General features: G+C 50.5%; 14 protein-coding genes, 1 tRNA gene and 1 pseudogene. 11 read left to right on the top strand and 5 right to left on the bottom strand.

Going from position 1 to position 19429, the window contains the following annotated elements; genetic code table 11:
* Positions 1-3: 3 nt before the first annotated feature.
* The 3 genes from tsf to B3355_RS02230 all read right to left on the bottom strand — a co-directional run bounded on the left by tsf (position 4) and on the right by B3355_RS02230 (position 2064).
* Complete coding sequence (gene tsf, locus B3355_RS02240; protein ID WP_292779786.1) at positions 4-879, bottom strand: translation elongation factor Ts; 876 nt, start codon at positions 877-879, stop codon at positions 4-6.
* Between the two features lie 194 nt (positions 880-1073).
* Positions 1074-1820 (bottom strand): 30S ribosomal protein S2, encoded by a 747-nt coding sequence (gene rpsB / locus B3355_RS02235; RefSeq protein WP_019881869.1) that lies wholly within the window; start codon positions 1818-1820, stop codon positions 1074-1076.
* A gap of 168 nt (positions 1821-1988) precedes the next feature.
* Positions 1989-2064, bottom strand: a tRNA-Arg gene (locus tag B3355_RS02230).
* 121 nt (positions 2065-2185) lie between these two features.
* On the opposite strand from B3355_RS02230, the gene dhaL reads away from it, so the two are divergent.
* The 3 genes from dhaL (at position 2186) to B3355_RS02215 (ending at position 6248) form a co-directional block, all read left to right on the top strand.
* Positions 2186-2818: a dihydroxyacetone kinase subunit DhaL gene (dhaL, locus tag B3355_RS02225; protein ID WP_292779783.1), complete on the top strand. Its 633-nt coding sequence runs from the start codon at positions 2186-2188 to the stop codon at positions 2816-2818.
* 75 nt (positions 2819-2893) lie between these two features.
* Positions 2894-3892: a dihydroxyacetone kinase subunit DhaK gene (gene dhaK, locus B3355_RS02220; RefSeq protein WP_292779781.1), complete on the top strand. Its 999-nt coding sequence runs from the start codon at positions 2894-2896 to the stop codon at positions 3890-3892.
* 403 nt (positions 3893-4295) lie between these two features.
* Complete coding sequence (locus tag B3355_RS02215) at positions 4296-6248, top strand: sensor domain-containing diguanylate cyclase (RefSeq protein WP_292779780.1); 1953 nt, start codon at positions 4296-4298, stop codon at positions 6246-6248.
* A gap of 21 nt (positions 6249-6269) precedes the next feature.
* Here B3355_RS02215 and glnE read toward each other — a convergent pair.
* A pseudogene (glnE, locus tag B3355_RS02210) lies at positions 6270-9002 on the bottom strand (bifunctional [glutamate--ammonia ligase]-adenylyl-L-tyrosine phosphorylase/[glutamate--ammonia-ligase] adenylyltransferase); the annotation flags it as partial.
* Between the two features lie 109 nt (positions 9003-9111).
* Here glnE and acs point away from each other — a divergent pair.
* The 4 genes from acs to B3355_RS02190 all read left to right on the top strand — a co-directional run bounded on the left by acs (position 9112) and on the right by B3355_RS02190 (position 13777).
* Entirely contained in the window at positions 9112-11088 is a 1977-nt protein-coding gene (gene acs, locus B3355_RS02205) for an acetate--CoA ligase (protein ID WP_292779778.1), read from the top strand.
* Between the two features lie 152 nt (positions 11089-11240).
* Positions 11241-12815 (top strand): peptide chain release factor 3, encoded by a 1575-nt coding sequence (locus B3355_RS02200; RefSeq protein WP_024929798.1) that lies wholly within the window; start codon positions 11241-11243, stop codon positions 12813-12815.
* Between the two features lie 33 nt (positions 12816-12848).
* Complete coding sequence (locus B3355_RS02195; RefSeq protein WP_019881859.1) at positions 12849-13313, top strand: hypothetical protein; 465 nt, start codon at positions 12849-12851, stop codon at positions 13311-13313.
* 71 nt (positions 13314-13384) lie between these two features.
* Complete coding sequence (locus B3355_RS02190) at positions 13385-13777, top strand: YchJ family protein (RefSeq protein ID WP_292779775.1); 393 nt, start codon at positions 13385-13387, stop codon at positions 13775-13777.
* A 450-nt stretch (positions 13778-14227) separates the two neighbouring features.
* Here the strand turns inward: B3355_RS02190 and prfB are convergent.
* Positions 14228-15332 (bottom strand): peptide chain release factor 2 gene (gene prfB / locus B3355_RS02185; RefSeq protein WP_292779773.1). Its coding sequence is split into 2 segments (ribosomal slippage): positions 14228-15250 and positions 15252-15332, totalling 1104 coding nucleotides; the frame shifts between segments, so codons are not numbered across the junction.
* A 170-nt stretch (positions 15333-15502) separates the two neighbouring features.
* On the opposite strand from prfB, the gene B3355_RS02180 reads away from it, so the two are divergent.
* From B3355_RS02180 to pstC, 4 genes are all read left to right on the top strand, one after another.
* Positions 15503-16159 carry a DUF47 domain-containing protein gene (locus tag B3355_RS02180; RefSeq protein ID WP_019881855.1) on the top strand — a complete coding sequence of 219 codons (657 nt, stop codon included), beginning with the start codon at positions 15503-15505 and terminating at the stop codon, positions 16157-16159.
* Positions 16160-16180: 21 nt separating this feature from the next.
* Positions 16181-17182, top strand: coding sequence for an inorganic phosphate transporter (locus tag B3355_RS02175; protein WP_019881854.1), 1002 nt, complete (start codon positions 16181-16183; stop codon positions 17180-17182).
* Between the two features lie 124 nt (positions 17183-17306).
* Positions 17307-18302 (top strand): PstS family phosphate ABC transporter substrate-binding protein, encoded by a 996-nt coding sequence (locus tag B3355_RS02170; protein WP_019881853.1) that lies wholly within the window; start codon positions 17307-17309, stop codon positions 18300-18302.
* Between the two features lie 138 nt (positions 18303-18440).
* Positions 18441-19367: a phosphate ABC transporter permease subunit PstC gene (gene pstC, locus B3355_RS02165; RefSeq protein WP_292779894.1), complete on the top strand. Its 927-nt coding sequence runs from the start codon at positions 18441-18443 to the stop codon at positions 19365-19367.
* The last annotated feature ends 62 nt before the right edge of the window (positions 19368-19429 follow it).

Raw genomic sequence — 19429 nt, 5'->3', positions numbered from 1 at the left:
CAATTAGACTTTAGCAGCAGCAGCCACTTCAGCAGCGTAATCAACCACTGCTTTTTCAATGCCTTCACCGACCACGTACATGCTGAACGAAGCCACGCTTGCACCTTTGGATTTCAGCAATTGCTCGATGCTCAGTTTGTCATCCTTAACAAAAGCCTGGCTCAACAAAGTCACTTCTTTCAGGAACTTCTGCACAGTACCTTCAGCGATTTTTTCCAGCATAGCTTCTGGCTTGCCTGCTTCTTTGGCTTTTTCAATCGCAACACGGCGCTCAGCGTCGATCAGCGCAGCATCCACACCAGTGGCATCCAGTGATTTTGGTTTAGCTGCAGCAATGTGCATAGCGATATCTTTACCTAATGCTTCATCGCCACCAACCAGGTCCAGCAACACACCGATTTTGCTACCGTGTACATAGCTAAACAACTGGCCTTGTGCTGGCGTGCGAACAAAACGGCGTGGCGTGATGTTTTCGCCGATTTTACCAACCAGTTGAGCGCGAACAGCTTCAGCAGTCTCGCCACGCAGTGGCAGTGCACCTACGGCTTCAATATCAGCCGGGTTATTTTCGTTCACAGTTTGTGCCAGATCGCCTACAAACTTCAGGAATTCTTCGTTCTTGGCACAGAAGTCAGTTTCAGAGTTGACTTCAATCAATGTACCCAGTTTGCCATCAGCAGAAATGCTGATGCCTACAGTACCTTCAGCTGCAACGCGACCAGCAGCTTTGCTGGCTTTGTTACCAAAACGCACACGCAGAATTTCTTCTGCACGGGCCATGTCGCCTTCAGCTTCGGTCAACGCTTTTTTACAGTCCATCATCGGGGCATCGGTGCGCTCACGTAAGTCTTTCACCATGCTTGCGGTAATTTCAGCCATTTATTGCTCCTTTTATTCAACGACTCTGTTATTCAACGACGCGCTTGTTTACGCACAAGGCCGTCGCAGTCAATATTCTTTTCAGTGTATCAAGACTGTGTGACAGACAGATTGCGACATCACACACTCAACACCAATAAACTCAGCACAATAGAAAAAGGGGCGATGCGCCCCCCTTTTCAAGCCATCCGAAATTACTCGGCAACAGCCTCAGCTGCTGGTGCAGTTTCTTCCTGAGCAGCTTTTACGATTTCAGAAATCGCGTTTGCGCGACCTTCCAATACCGCATCTGCCATGCCACGTGCATACAAACGAATCGCACGTGAGGAGTCATCGTTACCAGGGATCACGTAAGTGATGCCGTCTGGAGAGTTGTTAGTATCCACGATACCGATCACTGGAATACCCAGTTTGCGTGCTTCAGTAATCGCGCCGCTTTCATGACCAACGTCGATCACGAAAATCGCATCTGGCAAGCCGCCCATTTCCTGGATACCGCCGATAGAACGCTCCAGCTTTTCGATTTCGCGCTTGATGCCCAAGGCTTCTTTTTTACCGAACTTGTCGATGCTGCCGTCTTGGATCATGGCTTCGAAGTCGTTCAGGCGCTTGATAGACTGTTTTACTGTTTTGAAGTTAGTCAGCATACCACCCAACCAGCGGTGGTTAACGTAAGCACAACCAGCGCGCTGCGCTTCTTCTTTGACGATGTCACGGGCTTGACGCTTGGTGCCCACGAACAGAATACGACCCTTGTTTGCTGCCAGTGTGCGCACGTATTTTTGTGCTTCTTCAAACAGTGGCAGTGTTTTTTCCAGGTTTACGATATGAATTTTGTTACGATCACCGAAGATGAACTCAGCCATTTTCGGGTTCCAGTAACGAGTTTGGTGGCCAAAGTGAACACCGGCCTCCAGCATTTGACGCATAGTCACAGACATGATTTTAGTCTTTCCATTCAAAGGGTTATTCATTAACATGCAATCAAAAACACCCGATTAAAGGCACCCAATGTGATTGCATGCAAGTTAATTGACATGAAAGTCAATCCAAAATTATAGCGCTTAAATCAATTGCTTTCAAGCACTTAACTGTTTTATCAGCATCGCTGGCGTCCCCGTCAGGACTCGAACCTGAAACTAGCCCTTAGGAGGGGCTGGTGATATCCTGTTTCACCACGAGGACCGCGGCGCTATTTTAAACGCAAGCGACCAAAACGCCTACCCTGAAAACAACAAAATCAGACTTGCCGACGCAGCAGGCTTGTGAGTAACATGCGGTTTTCAGTCTCTTTAAGCTGCCGACAATGCACAGTTCAGTCATCAACCGTTATGCCGCCGCCATCCGTGATGCCATTCTGGCCCACGAAGCCGATATTGAATGCCTGGACCGCGAGATTGGCGATGGCGACCATTACATCAATATGAAGCGTGGCTGTGAAGCGATTGCTGGCCTGGCAGATGAACTCAACACCCTAAGCGCCGCTGATGCGCTGAACAAGATCGGCATGAAGTTACTCAGCACCATTGGTGGCGCCTCCGGTCCCTTATTTGCCAGCTTTTTTATGAGCATGAGCAAATCACTTAAATCCAGTGACACCATCACCACATTACAAATCGCACTGGCGTTTGAAGCAGGCGTGCAGGCGATTATGCAACGCGGCAAGGCTCAAGCCGGTGAAAAAACCATGCTGGATGTCTTGATCCCGGTGGCCACCACATTCAAGCAACTGGCAGAACAAGGCCAGTCTGACAAAGACATCGCCGCAGCCTTGAAGCCCATCGCCAGCGACGGCCTGGAATCTACCCGCAACATGCTGGCGACGAAAGGCCGCGCCTCAGGCTTGGGCGAGCGAGTGATCGGTCATCTGGATGCTGGCGCGAAAAGTTGTCAGGTGATGATAGATACCATCTGTGACCTTGTGCTATCGGGACAATAAAACAAGGCAGTCACAAGCAAACCATTACCAGCCGGGCGTTACGCCATCCGCTTACAAAAAAACAGGGGCATCGATATGAAAAAGTTCGCCAACAACGTTGATCACATGCTGATTGAAAGCCTGACTGGCTTTGCCACTGCGCATAGCGATCTGGTCGAAGTGCAATTCGACCCCACTTTCGTCAGCCGCAAACACAAATCAGATAACAAAGTTGCCATCATTTCTGGCGGCGGCGCTGGCCACGAACCACTACATGCAGGCTATGTGGGCAAAGGGATGCTGGATGCGGCTTGCCCCGGCCAGGTATTCACCTCCCCTACACCTGACCAGATGCTGGCAGCCGCAGAAGCGGTGCATGCCGACAAAGGCGTGCTGTTTATAGTTAAAAACTATGCCGGTGATGTGATGAATTTTGAAATGGCGACTGAAATGTTGTCGTTTGAACATGCAACAGTGCTCACTTCAGATGATTGCGCCGTCGTCAACAGCACGTATACCACTGGCCGCCGCGGCGTGGCAGGCACAGTGATTATCGAAAAATGTGTCGGCAGCCTGGCAGAAACCGGCGCTGACCTCGCCAGTTGCAAGGCGCTGGGCGATAAAATCAACCTGCATACCTCCAGCATAGGCGCAGCGCTCACTAGCTGTACTGTGCCTGCCGCCGGTCGACCAACATTCGACATCAGCGACAGCGAAATCGAAATGGGTGTCGGCATCCATGGCGAACCCGGCCGCCGCCGCGAAGCGATGCGTGCAGCGGATGCCATTGTCGCCGACATGGTAAATGCCATCGTGCACGACTTCGAAGCCAAACAACTACCGACCCAAGGCGACATTTTGCTGCTGGTCAATGGCCTGGGCGCCACGCCACTCATGGAGTTATACCTGATTTACAACACGGCGGCTAAATTGCTCACAGAGAAAGGATTCAGCATTGCCCGCAGCCTGGTCGGTAACTACATTACCGCCATCGACATGGCAGGCGCTTCACTCACTGTTTGCCTGCTGGATAACGAGATCAAACAACACTGGGATAGCCCGGTACACACGGCCGGTTTACGCTGGGGCTGCTAAAAGCATCTACCCTCTCTCTCCGAACCGGCCTACCAAGGCCGGTCTGCCAAACTCGGCCTATTGCAAACTCAACCTACCGTAAGTGCAGTATTTTCATTTTCAGGCCGTCACTGTCAACCATCGACGCTTATGCCCGTTTTCAACAAAATCAGCATAATTGCAGCAATCTGCAACACGCGACGTCATTAGGCCTATTTAGTCATTGCGTCTCCGTGAACGCAGGAGTATGTTGATTCTCAGGGCTGCGAAACAATCCTTGCCACAGGCGGATTGATATAAAACAAAACAACATAAATATAAGATTTGAGCGTGTATGTCTGCAACAACCATCTGCTATTCCTCCTGAATTCACATTCAGCACGATTTCCACTGTCTCCAGAAATATAGCTTTCCCGGAATGATTATGCGTTTCCCGAACTACAAACAATCGTTAACCATGGATGTGATGTTGCAGATGGCCGTCAGGGTCAGCATCGTCATTATTGTCGTCAGTGCACTCACCTACTGGCATATTTATAAAACCCTGGTCAGTTCGACCATAGACGGCCTGGAGCATTACATTCAGGAGCGCGGGCAACGCGAGAGCGGAATTTTTAAACTGGCGGAGTCAAATCACCAGATTTTCAGGGCCACCTATCTGGCGCACTGGCAGCAGGACTTTTTCTATAACGACGCGTTCTTTTGGCACGTGTTTGAAAGAAGGTCAGACCAGACCATACGCTTGCAGAAAAAAGCCTACGACGGTTACTTCAACCATTCCGGCCTGATCAGCAAAGATGTCACTGCCTATATTGGCGCCAATGCCCCGATTGAAAACAATGCCTTCAGAAAAAAACTGCTGCTTGCCTACACCATGGTCGATCACTTTGGTGTGGCCTGGACACGGCAGTTTGCCAATCTCTACGTCTCCATGCCGGAGAACGTCAACATTGTGTATTGGCCAGGGGTGAGATGGGCGGATAACGCCACCAGTAAATTGAATGTGCTAAGTGAGGAATGGGTCTATATCACCACGCGGCAAAACAACCCCGAGCGCAAAAGCGTGTGGACTGGCCTTTACTATGACCCCACCGCGCTGGAATGGATGGTGTCACTGGAAACGCCGATTGATATCACGCCAACCAACACACTGAATATCGGCCATGACATTTTGCTGAATGCCTTGTTTGAACGCGTGTTTAATGACCATTTATCAGGCACTTATAATTTTATTTTCAGGGAAGACGGCCGCCTGATTGCGCATCCGGCCAAAATCAAGGAAATGAACCGTACGCGCGGCATGCTGATGATTTCACAGCTGAAAGACACACAACTGCATCACTACTTTCAAACGCTGCAATCCAATATCAAGAAAAAGCAAAAGGATTACTTTATTGTCGAGTCGGATGACGAATTTCTCGCCGTGACAAAAATTGATGGCCCGGGCTGGTGGTTTGTGACCGTGTATCCAAAATCTCTGCTCTCCTCCCCCTCTCTCAAGGCAGCCAAATTCATCCTGATTGTCAGCCTGTTTGCGCTGGTAATTGAACTCATCATGCTGTATCTGGTGATGATGAAAAAAGTGGTTGGCCCGCTGGAAACATTTATGGACGCGTCTAGCGCCATTGAAGGACAACGTTATGAAAAAATCACCGGCAATGTGCTGCCACTGCCTGACCATCTGGATAATGAAATTGGCAAACTGGCCAAACTGTTTAAAAGCATGTCTGGCAGTTTGCAGCACTTCCGCAGCGACATGCAGCGCCTGACCCACTCCCTGGAGGATCAAGTCAAGGTGAGGACGCGTGAGTTACAACGGGCAAAAGACAAAGCCGAAAAAGAAGCCACCATCGATAGCCTGACGCAAATCCCCAACCGACACTCCTTTTACAATCGGGCCAAAGCGATGGTGCAACAGGCAGATCATGCTGGCGAGCCGCTGTGTTTCCTGATGCTGGATATCGATTTCTTCAAAATCATCAATGATACTTACGGCCACCCACAAGGCGACCAAGTGCTGGTCGCTTGTGCACGCACCATAGAAAACACCATCCGTGAAAAAGACCTGCTGGGCAGATTGGGCGGCGAAGAATTCGCCGTGGTATTACCCAACACCAGCCTGGAAGAGGCGCGCGTGATTGCCGAGCGCATACGTGTCAGGATTGCCGAATTGTCGTTTTATACCACGCAACGTACGCAAAGCTTCCACACCACAATCAGCATTGGTATTTCGTGCGCAGCAGAGACGATTTATGCCTACGAATTGCTGTATAAACATGCCGATCTGGCGCTTTATGAAGCCAAGCAGTCCGGCCGTAACCTGGTGATTACTTATAGCGGAAATGCAACGCCACAAGAGGATGTGGCGGACAGTTAGAGCAATCAGCCGACGCCACGCTCAATCGTCAGCGAGCAGCGCCTGCCACAATTGCACCACAGCCGCCCGCTCGGACTGCAACTGGTCGTCGGCCACCAGCGCATCCAGACCTTGCAATTTGGCATGGTGTATCAAGGTGCGATATTCACGGTAAGCATCAGCGACTTTTTCAGCCAGCGCGCTTGATTCAATCAAACCCAGCTTGGCACAACGCTGTAATAAGGCAATATTGCCAATATTGTCAGTCAGCTCAGGATAATGCGCTGCCTGTGCCAGCACCAGATATTGCACCATAAACTCAACATCAATAATACCGCCTACCCCTTGCTTGACGTCAAAGCGATCGGCTTTGGGTTTATGCGCCTCGCGCATTTTTTCGCGCATGTGGGCAATCTCTTGTTTGAGTGCAGCAGTATCGCGCGGCTGGCACATAATCTGACGACGAACCTGCTCAAATGTTTCACCAATCGCAGTTTCGCCTGCCACAAAACGTGCGCGGGTAATAGCCTGATGCTCCCACACCCAGGCTTTGTGTTGCTGGTATTCGGCAAAGGCCTGCACCGTACTCACCAGCAAGCCGCTATTGCCATCTGGCCGTAATTGCAAATCGGTTTCATATAACAGGCCGGCATTGGTCAAGGTGTTAAACCAGGTATTCAGGCGCTGCGCAAAACGCGCATAAATCTCCTGCGCCCTGTCGGCCTCATCTTCAAACAGGAAAATAATATCCAGGTCAGACAAATAACCCAGCTCTTTGCCGCCCAGCTTGCCGTAGCCAATCACCGCAAACTTCGGGATTTCAAGATGCTTAAACGGCAGATTTTGCCAAACAGTCTGCACACTGACCTGCAGAATCACATCAGCCAGCGCGCTCAAGTCATCTGAAATCGCCTCCAGCGGCAAAGCCGTCATCAAATCCTGGGCGGCGATCTTGAGCACATTGGCATGCTTGAAATGGCGCATGGCGTCCATCTGCGCCTCCACATCGCCCGCCAGTTGCTGCATATGGCGCGTGAGCTCAATCTTTAATTGCGCCGCATCCAGCCGTTTGAACAGCGTCTGCTTATTCAGCAACTCATCGAGCAAAATCGGGTGGGCAGAGACATATTGCGCAATCCACGGGCTGGCGGCGCAGAGTTTAACAATCAAAGCCAACGCATCCGGAAACTCAGCCAGCAAGGCCAAATAGCTGGCGCGGCGGCAGATGCTCTCCAGCAAATCCAGCGTCCGTATCAAGGCGGTATCCGGCGTGGTGCTTTGCTGCTGGCTCGCTTCACGCAACAACAAAGGCATGAGTTGATCCAGGCGGCGGCGACTCTGCTCAGGCAACTGCTGAATACGCTGGCTGTTACGCGTTTGTTGCAGCAAATGCACAATATCACTGGCACGTGTATAGCCGTGTTCCTCCAGCCATTGCCCGGCTTCGTTGCCGCTCACGGTGCCTTGCCACAGTGCGGTTTCCTGCTGCAAGTCATTGCTTTGCTCGTCTTTAAACGTATCGTCAAAAAAACGCTGTACGCGGTCGCGGTGAATATTCAGCTCAGCGATGAAACTGGCCCAATCCGGCTGCTTCAGCATTTGCAATAAATAGCCGCGGTAAGTCTCAGAATCTGGCAAATCCTGTGTTTGCTGGTCATCGATATACATCAGCCGATGTTCCAGGTTGCGCAGATAAATATAACTTTCCTTTAACGCAGAGACATCGTCAGCAGGCAGCATGCCACGCGTTGCCAGACAATCCAGCACCGCCAATGTCGGCTTGATTTGCAAATCCGGGACTTGCCCACCGCGAATCAGCTGGAACACCTGCGCAATAAACTCGACTTCGCGAATACCGCCACGCCCCAGCTTGATATTATCAGACAGGCGGCGCTGCACCACATCGCGCTGAATCTGCACTTTCAGGTCACGCATGGACGCATAGGCGTTAAAATCCAGGTATTTGCGGAACACGAAAGGCTTCATCACCTTAGTCAGCGCCGTGTCCGGCCCGCACACGGCGCGGCCTTTAATCCAGGCATAGCGCTCCCACTCGCGGCCATAATTCTGGTAATAATCTTCCAGCGCATCCAGATTGCACACCAGCGCGCCCTCTGAGCCAAATGGCCGCAAACGCATATCGACGCGAAACACAAAACCATCTGCCGTGACATCATCCAGCGCAGCAATGACCTTTTTGCCTAATCTGGTAAAAAAGTCCTGGTTGCTGACCGACTTTGCACCATCCGTATCACCTTCTTGCTCGTAGGCAAAAATCAGGTCTATGTCAGACGACACATTCAGTTCGCGACCACCCAGCTTGCCCATGCCGACGACAATCATGCGTTGCGCCTGACCCTGTGCATCGCGTGGGTTGCCATAGGTTTCTGCCAAACGGGCGTGATAAAAATCCACCGCCGCAGTAATGGCTGATTCTGCCAGGGCACTGGTGATTTCTGCCACTTCGGCAAAGTCTGCCAGACCATTCAGGTCACGCACGATCATATGCGCCATTAAACGCTGCCGGTTCAGCCTGATTTGTTGCAAAAAAACAGATTCTTCAATATCTTTTTCATATAAAAACAAAGTGTTAACATCTTCAGTCTTATATGTCTTATATAAGTTATCTAACAAATCAGTTATAAAATCTGTATGTTTCGTAACGAATCTGGCAAAAAATGGGCTGCAGGCTGCTGCATGTAGTAAATAGGCGGCCTCTGTAGACGCGACCTGCTTTTCTGTTAGAATTTGGGCAAGCTGTTGCATGAGTTTTTGCTCTTGTAATGAGTTGTGTGCTCGGAGAGTTTGTCAATCAGAACCAGAATAATAATACCTGAGGTTCGCTCACACTTTCATTTTTTGACATTGATTTTTGGGGGTCGCTATGTCTATCGAATCAGTACTTCATGAACACCGCGTATTTGCGCCAGGCAAGGCATTTGCCAGCCAGGCAGCGGTGGGCAGCATGGAGGAATACCAGCGCCTGCATGCAGAAGCATTGCAGGATTACGAAGGATTTTGGGCCAAACTGGCACGCGAGTTATTGATTTGGCACAAGCCATTCACCAAAACGCTGAACCAGGATAATGCGCCATTCTATAAATGGTTTGAAGATGGCGAGTTGAACGTCTCCGCCAACTGCCTGGACAAGCACCTGCAAACCATCCCGAATAAAACCGCCATTATTTTTGAAGCAGATAACGGCGATGTAAAAAATATCACTTATAAAGAGTTGTATCACCAGGTTTGCCAGTTCGCCAACGGCTTGAAGTCGCTCAAGCTGGCCAAAGGTGACCGCGTCATTATCTATCTGCCGATGGGCATTGAAGCCATCGTCGCCATGCAGGCCTGTGCACGCCTGGGTATTATCCACTCCGTCGTGTTTGGCGGCTTTTCGGCCAAGAGCCTGAACGAACGTATTATCGACGCCGGTGCAGTCGCCGTCATCACCTCTGACGGCCAATACCGTGGCGGCAAAACCTTGCCACTGAAACAAGCGGTAGATGAAGGCATTGCCATGGGTGGCTGTGACAGCATTCGCCACATGGTGGTATTCAAGAAAACTGGCCAGGACGTGGCCTGGGATAATAAATGTACCTGGTGGCACGACCTGATTGCCGACAAGGCCGACACCTGTGAACCCGTAATGGTCGATGCCGAACATCCCTTATTCCTGCTCTATACCTCAGGCTCTACTGGCAAACCCAAAGGCGTACAACATAGTTCAGCAGGTTATTTGCTGCATGCCATGAACACCATGCGTTGGACGTTCGATATCAAGCCGGATGATATTTACTGGTGTACGGCCGATGTGGGCTGGATTACCGGCCACAGCTATGTGACCTACGGCCCACTGGCCATGGGCGCAACACAAATCGTGTTTGAAGGTATCCCTACTTTCCCTAACGCTGGCCGTTTCTGGGAAATGATCCAGCGCCACAAAGTCAGCGTGTTTTACACCGCGCCGACAGCGATCCGTTCATTGATTAAAGCCGGTGAAACTGACTTCACTACCCACCCCAACCATTTCGACTTATCCAGCCTGCGCCTGCTGGGCACCGTGGGTGAACCGATCAACCCGGAAGCCTGGATGTGGTACTACGAACAGGTCGGCGGCAACCGTTGCCCGATTGTCGACACTTTCTGGCAAACCGAAACCGGCGGCCATGTGATCACACCATTACCTGGCGCCACACCACTGGTACCAGGTTCCTGCACCCTGCCCTTTCCTGGCATTGATATTGATGTCGTGGATGAAACAGGCAAAGACATTCCCTGGGGCAGCGGCGGCCTGTTGGTGATTAAGAAACCCTGGCCATCCATGATACGCACCATTTATAACGACCCTGAGCGTTATAAAACCAGCTACTTTCCGGCTGAGCTGGGTGGCAATCTTTACCTGGCGGGCGATGGCGCGGTACGTGATGTCAACACCGGCAACTTCACTATCATGGGCCGCATTGACGATGTGTTGAACGTGTCTGGTCATCGCTTGGGCACCATGGAAATTGAATCAGCCCTAGTCGCCAATCATTTAGTGGCTGAATCTGCCGTGGTGGGTAAACCGCACCCGATCAAAGGTGAGTCTGTAGTGGCCTATGTCGTGCTCAAAGGCAAGCGCCCGGAAGGTGAAGAAGCGAAAAAAATCGTTGCTGAACTGCGCGAATGGGTAGGTAAGGAAATTGGCCCGATTGCCAAACCCGACGAAATCCGCTTTGGCGATAACCTGCCCAAAACCCGCTCAGGCAAAATCATGCGCCGCTTGCTGCGTAGTCTGGCTAAAGGCGAGGAAATCACTTCCGATATTTCCACCTTGGACAATCCCGCCATTCTGGAACAATTGAAACAGCCAATCAATTAAGACCGGACTGAATGTGGAAGGCCTGATTATCCTGATTGTGTTCGCGGCAGTAGCCATCTTCCTGATGCGAAAATAATCCGGCCAGGTGCATGATGCGGCCCAATGTAAAATCTGGGTTAAAATAGCGCTTTTTCCCAAAGCGCTATTTTTTCATGTCCAGTTTGCAGCAAGAAGTTGAACGCCGCCGTACCTTTGCCATCATTTCGCACCCGGATGCGGGTAAAACCACGCTCACCGAAAAACTGCTGTGGTTTGGTGGTGCGATTCAGGTCGCCGGTGAAGTGCGTGGCCGTAAAGCGGCGCGTCATGCCACCTCAGACTGGATGGAACTGGAAAAGCAACGCGGCATTTCCGTCACCTCCTCTGTGATGCAGTTTCCGTATCGCGAACATATGGTCAACCTGCTGGACACACCAGGCCACGATGACTTCTCGGAGGACACCTATCGCACCCTGACCGCCGTAGACTCGGCGGTGATGGTGATCGACTCTGTAAACGGCGTCGAAGCGCAAACCATTAAACTGCTTAACGTCTGCCGCATGCGCGACACGCCAATTATTACTTTCATCAACAAGCTAGACCGCGAAAGCCGCGCGCCTATTGAGTTGCTGGATGAAATCGAAACGACATTGGGCATGGAATGCGCGCCCATGACCTGGCCAATCGGCATGGGTAAAACCTTCCGTGGCGTGTATAGCCTGGTCAATGACTCCATTTTATTCTTTGATCCGCGCGCTGAAAAAGGCACTTCAGAGACCATTCAAGGTCTGGATAATCCAAGACTGGATGAATTGATTGGCTACCAGGCGCAAGAGCTGCGCGTAGATATTGAGCTGGTACGTGGCGCTTCTAACGAATTTAATAAAGAACGTTATTTAAGCGGTAAACAAACGCCGGTATTTTTTGGCTCAGCCGTGAATAACTTCGGCGTGCAATCGCTGCTGGATGCGGTAGTCGACTTATCACCTCCGCCACAAGCCCGCAAAACAGCCACCCGTGCTGTGGCGGCTAACGAAGAAAAATTCGCTGGCTTTGTGTTTAAAATCCAGGCCAATATGGATCCCAAACACCGTGACCGCATTGCATTCTTACGTGTGTGCTCGGGCCGTTTCGAGCGTGGCATGAAGATCAAGCAGGTCGCCTCCGGCAAGATGCTCAACGTCAATAACGCCATCACTTTTATGGCACAAGACCGCACCATTATGGATGAAGCCTACTCCGGTGACATCATCGGCATCCCCAACCACGGGACGATTAAATTGGGCGACACGTTTACCGAAAACGAAGCACTCAAATTCATTGGCATCCCGTCGTTTGCGCCAGAGTTTTTCCGTCGCGCACGCATTAAAAACCCGATGAAAATGAAGCAGCTGCAAATCGGCCTCAAACAGTTATCCGAAGAAGGCGCGGCGCAGCTATTCCGCCCCTTATTATCGAACGACCTGATTTTGGGCGCAGTGGGTATGTTGCAATTTGACGTAGTCGCGCACCGCCTGGAACATGAGTATGGCGTCGATATGGTGTTTGAGCCCTACGACTGTTACACCGCACGCTGGCTCAAAGGCTCTGATGCCGACCTGAAAGCGATTGCGGATAAATACGGCTTTAACGTCGGCCTCGATAGTGCCGATGATTACGTTTACCTGGCCCCTAACCGCGTTAACCTGCAAATGGCACAAGAACGTTATCCGGATATCCAGTTTATGGAAACACGGGAAATCGCCTAAGCGCGGGCAATTAAGCTGTCGGGTAGTCAGACCATGTCCACTTTAGTGCCGTCCGGCGTGCTTAAGGCATTGTCTCTCAAGCAACCATTTGCATGGCTGATTGCCAACGGTTACTTACTGGTAGACGACCGCAGCTGGGGCACGCAATATCGCGGCCCCATCCTCATTCATGCCAGTAAAGGCCTGTATGAGGAATATTATCAGTACATTAAACGCCACACTGACGTTCCCATCCCTGACCGAGATAAACTGGAATATGGCGGCGTCGTTGGTATTGCCAAACTGGTTTTGTGCAGCAAGCCTGGTGAGTTACCTGCTGGCATTAGTCGCGAACAGCGCGCGCATTTTGGCGGCGTACATCAAGAATATTATGGTTTTCTATTTGAGCAAGCCACGCCATTACCGTTGATGCCCTGCGCTGGGAAGCTGGGTATTTTTGAGCTGGATATAGATAAGCTGTTGGCAGCACCGCCGGCGGCCCAGTCCGAATTATTTTAATCTGTGACCAGAGCTTATCACTCAGGTAACAACCTAGTGATAAATAGCGTGTTTTTGAGAGTTGGAGTCATATGAAAAACCCTTGCCCATGCTATAGCGGCCAGCCTTATTCCGCTTGTTGCCAGCCTTTACATGAAGGGCAAGCAGCGCCGGATGCAGAGCGCTTAATGCGTTCGCGCTACAGTGCTTATGTGATGAAACTGCCGGACTATATTCTAGCGACCTGGCATCCGGACACCAGGCCAGAAACATTGACCTTGGATGACCTGAATGGCATTAAATGGATGAAGTTACTGGTGAAAATACATCAACAGTCAGATGCCACACATGCCGAAGTTGAATTTAGCGCAACGTATCAGAGTGGGAACCAGAAAAAAACGCAACTTACCGAGCATAGCCGGTTTGTAAAAGAGAATGATCGCTGGTTATATGTCGGCGAGAACCAGAAGCCGCCTGTAGATTAACCTCGTCATCCAGTCCATAAAGGACAATCAGACTGGCAAATGAAGTCGAAATCGGGAGAGTGCTCGATTCACTGAGCCAATCCAGGATGGCAAGATGAAGCGCATGCGGATAGATGCGCTGATGGCCATCCTGATCCAGCGCTAGCAAAAGTTGCTTGATCTCATATTGACTAAGGCCGACTAAGGCGCGCTCCAGCGTACTCTGATCCAGATAACCATATTGATGCTTATCTAAGCGTAAAAAGATGTTCTGGGTAAACTGTGCGCTCACCTTGCAAATAATACTCGCCATAAATTTCGTTCTCCTGCACTCATCATGTGATGTCAGGTTTATTCTAGGCGCATCAATATCTCAACGGTGTATCGCTGTGTAACGCTTTGTATCACAACAAGTAATAAAAAACCCGCCTGTCGATCAACAAACAGACGGGTTTAATATTCACACAAAAATTACATGCCCTGCTTCAGACTCTCCATAATAAATGGATCAAGATCACCATCCAGCACCCCTTGCGTATTGCCGATCTCGACATTGGTACGCAAATCCTTAATACGGCCCTGGTCCAGTACATAGCTACGGATCTGGTGACCCCAGCCAATATCGGTTTTGGCATCTTCCAGCGCCTGCTTCTCTTCGTTACGTTTGTTCAGTTCCAGGTTATACAACGCGCCTTTCAACATATTCATCGCTTCCTCGCGGTTGCGATGTTGTGAACGGTCATTCTGGCATTGCACCACCACATTGGTCGGCAAGTGGGTAATCCGCACCGCAGAATCGGTTTTGTTAATATGTTGACCACCGGCACCACTGGCGCGGTAGGTATCAATGCGTAAATCGGCCGGGTTGATTTCAATTTCAATCGAATCATCGACTTCGGGAAAAATCTGCACACTGGCAAAACTGGTGTGACGCTTGGAGTTGGCATCAAATGGTGACTTGCGTACCAGCCTATGCACGCCACTTTCCGTGCGTAGCGTGCCAAATGCATAATCGCCACTGACTTTGATGGACGCGCCTTTAATCCCGGCGATATCACCCTCAGACTCTTCCAGCACCTCTACCGTAAAACCCTTGCGCTCGACATAACGCAGATACATGCGCAGCAACATGCCCGCCCAGTCTTGCGCCTCAGTGCCGCCACTGCCAGACTGAAACTCAATAAAGCAGTTATTGGCGTCCATGGGCTGCGAGAACATGCGTTTAAACTCCATCTCGGCGATGGTTTTTTCGACTTTCTTTACGTCATCACTGACGCTGAGCAGCGTATCGTCATCGTTTTCTTCGCGCGCCATGTCGAATAGCTCCTGGCTATCCGTCAGCGATTGTGCGACGGCATCCAGCGTGGTGACCACAGTTTCCAGCATGCGTTTTTCCTTGCCGAGCTTTTGCGCTTTTTCGGCATCATCCCAGACTTTGGGGTCTTCAAGCAGGCCGTTGACCTCGGCTAAACGTTGCTCTTTGTTTTCGTAGTCAAAGATACCCCCGAAGGGCATGGTGACGTTGGGTCAAATCGCTCAACGCATTGGCGATGGCATTTAGTTGTTCTGCTTCCATGTGATTGATTTTAAATTGTGTAAAAACCACTATTATACCGCAGCTAAAACGCTGATTCAGCGCCAAAACATGCCTTGTATTCCATATCAGATACAGATTTTTGTCACAAACATTGTCACAAAATAGTAAAATCCCTGTCACAAAACTTTGAAACCACTAGGGAGTACCCAATGGCGAATGCCACTTTTGGCCGCATCATGGCTGCAATCAGCCCCAGAAACGATAACTATTTTGTACTGTTTAACCGTCTGGCCGATTGTGCGGTGCGTGGTTCCAAAGTGCTGGCCCTGATGGCTGCGGAAGTCGATCAGGCAAGTTTCCAGAAACATTTCTCTGATATTCGCGATATTGAATCCGAGGCAGATGAGTACACCAAGGAAATCCTGCTGTCCTTGCACAAAACCTTTATCACCCCGTTTGACCGCCGCGAAATTCGTGAGCTGGCGATGGCGCTGGATGACATCATCGACTATATGGAAGCCATTCCGCAAAGCGTGGAAATTTACGGCCATAGCAAATTCACCCCTGAGATGGTCGCCCTGGCGCAAATCCTGTTGCGTGCCGCTGAAAAAGTCCAGGACGCCGTACACATGTTGTCTGACATGAAAAATGCCGAGCGCATTTTGCGTACCTGTGAAGAGATCAGCAAGATTGAAGGCGAAGCCGACCATATCATGCGCTCCGGCATGCACAGGCTGTTTGAAGAAGACCATGATGCCCGCACCTTAATCCGCTCAAAACAATTATATGACCTGTTTGAAGAGGCCGTAGACAGCTGTGAAGACGTGGCTGACGTCATCCATGGCGTTGTGCTTGAACGCATCTAACACCGTCACCAGGAACTCAACATGGATCATGTGATTTTAGTCATGGCGGTGCTAGTCTTCGTCGCCCTGATTTTTGACTTTATGAACGGTTTTCACGATGCGGCCAACTCGATTGCGCTCATGGTGTCCACCCGTTTATTGACTCCGCAGGCGGCAGTAATCTGGGCCGCTTTTTTCAACTTTGTCGCGTTTATGTTTTTTGGCCTGCATGTGGCCGATACGGTGGGCAAAGGCATTATTGACCCGAACATCGTCAATAACACCGTCATTTTTGGTGCGCTGTTTGGCGCCATTGCCTGGAATGTGATCACCTGGTGGTTTGGCATTCCCTCTTCTTCATCTCACGCACTGATTGGCGGCCTGATTGGCGCAGGCATGGCACATTCTGGCACCAAAGGCGTGATTATCGGCAGCAAGCTGATCAGCACCGGCATTGCCATTATCCTGTCGCCACTGTTTGGCATGATACTCGCGTTGCTGTTATCGATTGGCATTATGTGGGTGTTTCAAAAGTCGTCACCTTACAAAATCGAAAGCCGGTTTAACAAACTGCAATTTATTTCATCTTCATTGTTCAGTCTTGGCCACGGCGCTAATGACGCGCAGAAAACCATGGGCATCATCACCGTATTACTGTTTGCCAATGGCTATTTGCACGGTGACTTCCACGTCCCGTTCTGGGTCGTCATTGCCTGTCAGCTAGCGATGGGCCTGGGCACGCTGTTTGGTGGCTGGCGCATTGTGCGTACGATGGGTATGGGCATCACCAAGATCCGCCCGACCGGTGGCTTCGCTGCGCAAACCTCAGGCTCGATTGCCTTATTCCTGGCGACAAGTTTAGGGATTCCGGTCTCGACCACCCATACGATTACCGGTGCGATCGTCGGCGTCGGCTTATCACGCCGCATGACGGCCGTACGCTGGGGCCTGGCGTCACGCATTGTCTGGGCATGGGTGCTCACCATTCCTTGTGCCGCGATCATGGCGGCGATTGCCTATCATATTGGTGAAAGCTTGCTGTAAGGAAAATCAGTGATAAAAAGGGGCGCAGACTGCGCCTTTTTTATTTTTTGTCACATTTCTGTCATATTAAGTTTTTATGATTTCGTGCATCACAACAGACAACACCAAACACAGGAGTGTATAGATGAAAACCCGTTTGTTCCGCAATACTTTAATGGCCGGTCTGATCGTTCAGGCATTTAGCTTCACGCACTCAGCAACGGCTGCGGACAAAATCATCAAGATTGATGGTTCCAGTACGGTTTACCCGATTACCGAAGCCGTCGCTGAAGAATTCCAACGCGCCAAAGGCGTGAAGGTCACTGTCGGCGAATCTGGCACTGGCGGCGGTTTTAAGAAGTTCTGCCGTGGCGAAACCGATATTTCAGATGCGTCCCGCCCTATTTCACAAAAAGAAATTGATGCGTGTAAAGAAGGCGGCGTACAGTTTATTGAATTGCCTATCGCTTACGATGCATTGACCGTGGTCGTGAACGGTAAAAACGACTGGGTGAAACAAATCACCGTCGCAGAACTGAAAAAAATCTGGGAGCCAGGCTCTAAAGTGAAAAGCTGGAAAGAAGTGAACGCCACTTACCCAGACAAAGCCATTAATCTGTATGGCCCAGGCACCGCCTCTGGTACCTTTGATTACTTTACAGAAGCAATCAATGGCAAAGCCAAAGCCAGCCGTACTGACTACACACCGTCTGAAGATGACAACGTATTGGTACAAGGCGTAGCCGGTAACGCAGGTGGCATGGCCTACTTCGGCCTGGCTTACTACCTGGAAAACACGGACAAGCTGAAAGCGGTACCTGTGGTGGCTAAAGAAGGTGGTAAACCAGTACTGCCATCCGAAGCTACTGTGATGGATGGTACATACCAGCCATTATCCCGCCCGCTGTTTATTTATGTGAACGCCACCTCAGCGGCCTTCAGACCAGAAGTGAAAGCCTTCGTTAACTATTACCTGGAAAACGCGCCAGAACTGGTGAAAGAAGTGAAATATGTGCCACTGCCAAAAGCAGATTACACTGCCGTGAAAGAACACTTCAAGGCAATGAAACCAGGCACTGGCTTCAACGGCACCTCTGAAGTCGGTATCAAGATTACTGACTTGTTATCCCGCATCAAGTAATCATAAAAAAGGGGCTGCAATGCCCCTTTTTTAGTGATGACTCGGCCTGAACCGCGGATTATCCGCTAAAATTCTTCCCTGGCAGATCAATACTCTTGATCATTAGTAAAAGATCAACACACTATGGCGACCCAAGCAATGCAAGCTCCCGTGCAACTGACCATCAGCCCCAGACTGGCGAAAAATATCCGCCGCAATGTCAAAGAGCGGATTATTGAACTGATCCTGATGATGGCAGCCCTGGTCGCTGTCGCCACCACATTTGCGATTGTCGGCGTGTTGCTGTACGAATCGCTGAGTTTTTTCAAAACAGTGTCCGTCATCGAGTTTTTTACCGATACGCAATGGACACCCTTATTTGAAGATGCGCACTACGGCATTATGCCGCTGGTATCCGGCACCCTGACTACCTCAGCCATTGCACTGGCCGTTGCCGTGCCGATTGGTACCATTTCAGCGATTTTCCTGTCTGAATTTGCTTCACACAAAACGCGCGAAATCATCAAGCCTATCCTGGAATTATTAGTCGGCGTGCCTACGGTCGTATTTGGCTATTTCGCGCTGTTTTTTGTGACCCCTTTACTACAAAGCATCTACCCTGACCTGCCGAGCTTCAACATGCTGGGTGCGGGTATGGTGATGGGCATCATGATTATTCCGTACATTGCCTCCATGTCTGAAGATGCCATGCGCGCCGTACCGATGAGTATGCGTGAAGGCTCTTATGCCATGGGTGCGACACGTTTCCAGACAGCAATTAAAGTGGTCACACCGGCGGCAATTTCCGGCATTGTGGCAGCGTATATTCTGGCGATTTCACGCGCGGTGGGCGAAACCATGGTAGTCGCGATTGCCGCTGGCCAGCAACCTAACCTGACCTTTAACCCGCTGGATAGTGCAGCGACCATTACCGCTTATATCGTACAGGTGGCCATGGGTGACTTGCCACATGGCAGTATCGGTTATCAAAGTATTTTTGCAGCAGGCCTGGTATTGATGGCCATGACTCTGTCATTCAACATTTTTGGCCACTGGGTACGCAAAAAATACCGCGAAAGCTACTAATAAACTGTCTCATTGCTGACATATAACCACCATACACTGCCAGTAGCCAGACTACTGGCCAA

This window comes from Methylophilus sp. UBA6697 (assembly GCF_002454655.1).
Lineage (GTDB): Bacteria > Pseudomonadota > Gammaproteobacteria > Burkholderiales > Methylophilaceae > Methylophilus.
The sequence above is the reverse complement of the archived record's forward strand: the minus strand, read 5'-3'. Positions and strand labels throughout refer to the sequence as shown.

What these genes read in the sequence shown, in the direction of transcription:
- B3355_RS02200 (WP_024929798.1), top strand. Translation starts at nt 11,241, where the DNA reads ATGTCCAGTTTGCAGCAAGAAGTTGAACGCCGCCGTACCTTTGCCATC.
- B3355_RS02170 (WP_019881853.1), top strand. Translation starts at nt 17,307, where the DNA reads ATGAAAACCCGTTTGTTCCGCAATACTTTAATGGCCGGTCTGATCGTT.
- dhaL (WP_292779783.1), top strand. Translation starts at nt 2,186, where the DNA reads ATGCACAGTTCAGTCATCAACCGTTATGCCGCCGCCATCCGTGATGCC.
- B3355_RS02215 (WP_292779780.1), top strand. Translation starts at nt 4,296, where the DNA reads ATGCGTTTCCCGAACTACAAACAATCGTTAACCATGGATGTGATGTTG.
- B3355_RS02175 (WP_019881854.1), top strand. Translation starts at nt 16,181, where the DNA reads ATGGATCATGTGATTTTAGTCATGGCGGTGCTAGTCTTCGTCGCCCTG.
- pstC (WP_292779894.1), top strand. Translation starts at nt 18,441, where the DNA reads ATGCAAGCTCCCGTGCAACTGACCATCAGCCCCAGACTGGCGAAAAAT.
- B3355_RS02195 (WP_019881859.1), top strand. Translation starts at nt 12,849, where the DNA reads ATGTCCACTTTAGTGCCGTCCGGCGTGCTTAAGGCATTGTCTCTCAAG.
- rpsB (WP_019881869.1), bottom strand. Translation starts at nt 1,820, where the DNA reads ATGTCTGTGACTATGCGTCAAATGCTGGAGGCCGGTGTTCACTTTGGC.
- tsf (WP_292779786.1), bottom strand. Translation starts at nt 879, where the DNA reads ATGGCTGAAATTACCGCAAGCATGGTGAAAGACTTACGTGAGCGCACC.
- dhaK (WP_292779781.1), top strand. Translation starts at nt 2,894, where the DNA reads ATGAAAAAGTTCGCCAACAACGTTGATCACATGCTGATTGAAAGCCTG.
- B3355_RS02180 (WP_019881855.1), top strand. Translation starts at nt 15,503, where the DNA reads ATGGCGAATGCCACTTTTGGCCGCATCATGGCTGCAATCAGCCCCAGA.
- B3355_RS02190 (WP_292779775.1), top strand. Translation starts at nt 13,385, where the DNA reads ATGAAAAACCCTTGCCCATGCTATAGCGGCCAGCCTTATTCCGCTTGT.
- acs (WP_292779778.1), top strand. Translation starts at nt 9,112, where the DNA reads ATGTCTATCGAATCAGTACTTCATGAACACCGCGTATTTGCGCCAGGC.